This is a genomic window from Exiguobacterium sp. UBA6309, from assembly GCF_002439205.1.
Taxonomy (GTDB): Bacteria; Bacillota; Bacilli; order Exiguobacteriales; family Exiguobacteriaceae; genus Exiguobacterium_A.
The window spans coordinates 1-2,744 of sequence record NZ_DJTL01000006.1; the positions used below are offsets into that span (position 1 = coordinate 1).

A 2,744-nucleotide genomic window follows, 5' to 3' on the forward strand; every position below is an offset into this window, starting at 1 on the left:
ATCATGAAGCGTAAATACAAATGGGGCTGACTCAAAAAAGAATGATGCGTCTTTTCACGCCCTTTCCTCAGGCGAGACACAAGCCAGTTTTCCTGCTTTATTCAAGCAGGAAAGCGGGTCTTGCTTGTCTCTGACAGCGCATAATGCGCTTTTTCCTGTAGGAGTGGCGTGTGACGCATCATTCTTTTGTTACGAGATAAGGGTGGCAGATCATCATTCTGCCACCCTTATCTTTGTAGAGACTGACTTTTGAATCAGTCTCATTTTTTAGGAATTGGCGTACAGGAGTTCTTCTTCTGTCGACGATTCTTGCTGGCGAGCAGGATCTTGAATTCGACCTGTCACTTCGGTCAGGAGACGGCGTGGCAAGAGACGGGACAAGGAAACCATGGCGCGGTTGCTTGCGCCTGGAACGACGACGCGGCGTCCTTTGAGCATCCCACGGTACCCGGCGAAGGCGACGAGGTGCGACGGCATACTCTTAAATGGTAGCGTGATGTTCGCCCGGTCGAAGAAGTTCGTATCGGTCGGTCCCGGGCAGAGACAAGTCACACTGACACCCGAGCCGTCGACTTCTGTCGCAAGTGCTTCCGAGAACGACAGGACATAGGCTTTCGTTGCATAGTAGACACTCATGTATGGTCCTGGCATGAAGGCAGCAACGGATGCGACATTCAAGATGCGTCCGAAGCCACGTTCAACCATTCCTGGTAAGAGACGTTTCGTCAAATCCGTCAAGGCGACGACGTTGACCTGGATCGAGTTAATGTCTTCTGTTGGATCGATTTCCGCAAAGCGTCCCGACGTGGCGAAGCCGGCATTATTGAACAATAGATCGACCGTCAATTCTTGTTCCTCTAAGTATTGCACGAGACGATCAACGCTGTCGCTTAGTGATAAATCAGCAGCGAATACATAGACCTTGATCTGATAGCGTTTTTCAAGGACCTGTTGAAGCTCCTTCAATTTTTTCTCATTGCGGGCAACGAGTACACAATCGAAGCCATCTCGCGCCGCGAGAACAGCGAGATCCAGTCCGATTCCACCCGATGCACCGGTAATCAGTGCCGTTTTTCGTAACATAGGACATTCCTCCATTCGAAATCGTGAATCTGAGTCTAGTGTATACCATTCCATACCGTTCCCGCGAATCCTGTTTCATAAGCATTTACTTTTCTTATCACTGGTTCAACCAGTATGATAGAACAGTAGAGGGGAAGTGGAACAAATGAGGAAAAAAGTAACCGTCGCCTTGTTGCTCGCGACGTTTTTAGCCGCGATTGAGGGGACGATCGTTGCAACAGCAACACCTGTCATGGCGAGTGAATTGAACGGGGCGAAATTAGTCAGTTGGATCTTTGCTGGGTTCTTGTTGTTCATGGCGGTATCAACACCGATTTACGGCAAGATGGCAGATTTATATGGTCGAAAACGGGTTCTGTTATTCGGGATCGGCGTCTTCACCGTCGCTTCGTTAGCCTGTGGACTCGCTCAATCGATGGAGATGTTGATCGTTTTCCGCGCCGTCCAAGGTATCGGGGCAGGAGCTGTATTACCGATCGCAATGACGATCATCGGAGATTTGTATACATATGAGGAACGAGGGAAAATCCAAGGAGTGCTCAGTGCCGTGTGGGGGATTTCGGGTGTCGCTGGACCACTCGTCGGTGGGTTCCTCGTCGAATCGCTTTCGTGGCGGTATATTTTCTTACTAAACGTACCGTTTGCCTTATTGTCGTTCTTCATGATCGTCGTTTACTACAAAGAGACGGTCCGTGAAACAGAGCGGAAAATCGATTACCGGGGCGCGTTATTGTTTGCGCTCGGGATGAGTGCGTTTCTGTACGGTTTATTGTCGGGGAGTGAGTCGGAGACGTTCTTGCGTCCGATCATTCTAGCGAGCTTTTTCATCAGTTTCGTGTTATTGTTCACGTTCCATCGGGTCGAGAAAAAGGCGAGCGATCCACTCTTACCACCAGCAGTCATTCGCCATCCGGTCATTTTCGTAATCAACTTAGCGGTCTTCTTTTCCGCCTGGGTGCTCGTTTCGATGTCAGCGTATATTCCGATTTTTGCCCAAGGGGTACTCGGGAAGAGTCCGACCGAAGCTGGTTTCATGTTGATGCCACTGTCGCTTTTTTGGACGCTGACCGCCATCATCGGTGGACGGACGATTGGTGTCGCCTCACCCCGGTATCGGACGATGACAGGAATGGGACTGCTGATCGTCGGTACAGTGATTTTATCGTTGATCACGCGCGAATCAAGTGATGTTTTCATCTATCTTGCCGTTTCGCTGATCGGAATTGGTTTTGGTCTCTCACAACCCGTCTTCATGGTCGTCCTGCAGACTTCCGTCGATTGGTCACTTCGTGGCTCAGCGACGGCCGTCAACTCGTTCTTGAGTACGACGGGACAGACGCTCGGTGTTGCGATCTTCGGTACGATCTTCAACCTATCCATCCTTCGTTCGTTTTCAGCGTCGGACACGCTCTCAGGGTACGCGATTGATCCATTTTTCCAATCGAGTACGGCAAAAACGTTCGGACAGGATGTGCAGTATGCGGCAGAAATCGCGTTATCACATGGATTACGTTACGTCTTCATCGGTGGCGTCCTTTGTGCGATTCTTGCGTTCGCGATGACATGGCGTTTACCGAAAGTTCGACCTGACGATCCACGATCTTGACACTCCCACGGCTAAAGCCGCAAGCCCACACCGTTGGTGAGGGTGGGATTCTCAA

Annotated in this window: 2 protein-coding genes; one reads left to right on the plus strand and one right to left on the minus strand. The window is 50.5% G+C overall.

From position 1 onward, the window contains the following. Positions 1-267 precede the first annotated feature (267 nt). A complete protein-coding gene (locus B3M90_RS00960) occupies positions 268-1,083 on the minus strand; it encodes an SDR family NAD(P)-dependent oxidoreductase (protein ID WP_023467637.1) in 816 nt (271 codons plus the stop codon). 145 nt (positions 1,084-1,228) lie between these two features. Here B3M90_RS00960 and B3M90_RS00965 point away from each other — a divergent pair, with 145 nt between their 5' ends. Further along, the gene (locus tag B3M90_RS00965) at positions 1,229-2,689 is read left to right on the plus strand and encodes an MDR family MFS transporter (protein WP_290782207.1); all 1,461 of its coding nucleotides are present in this window, start codon (positions 1,229-1,231) and stop codon (positions 2,687-2,689) included. Positions 2,690-2,744: the final 55 nt, after the last annotated feature.

Excerpts from the sequence above, each read along its gene's own strand:
- B3M90_RS00960 (WP_023467637.1), bottom strand. The coding sequence starts at position 1,083 with ATGTTACGAAAAACGGCACTGATTACCGGTGCATCGGGTGGAATCGGA.
- B3M90_RS00965 (WP_290782207.1), top strand. The coding sequence starts at position 1,229 with ATGAGGAAAAAAGTAACCGTCGCCTTGTTGCTCGCGACGTTTTTAGCC.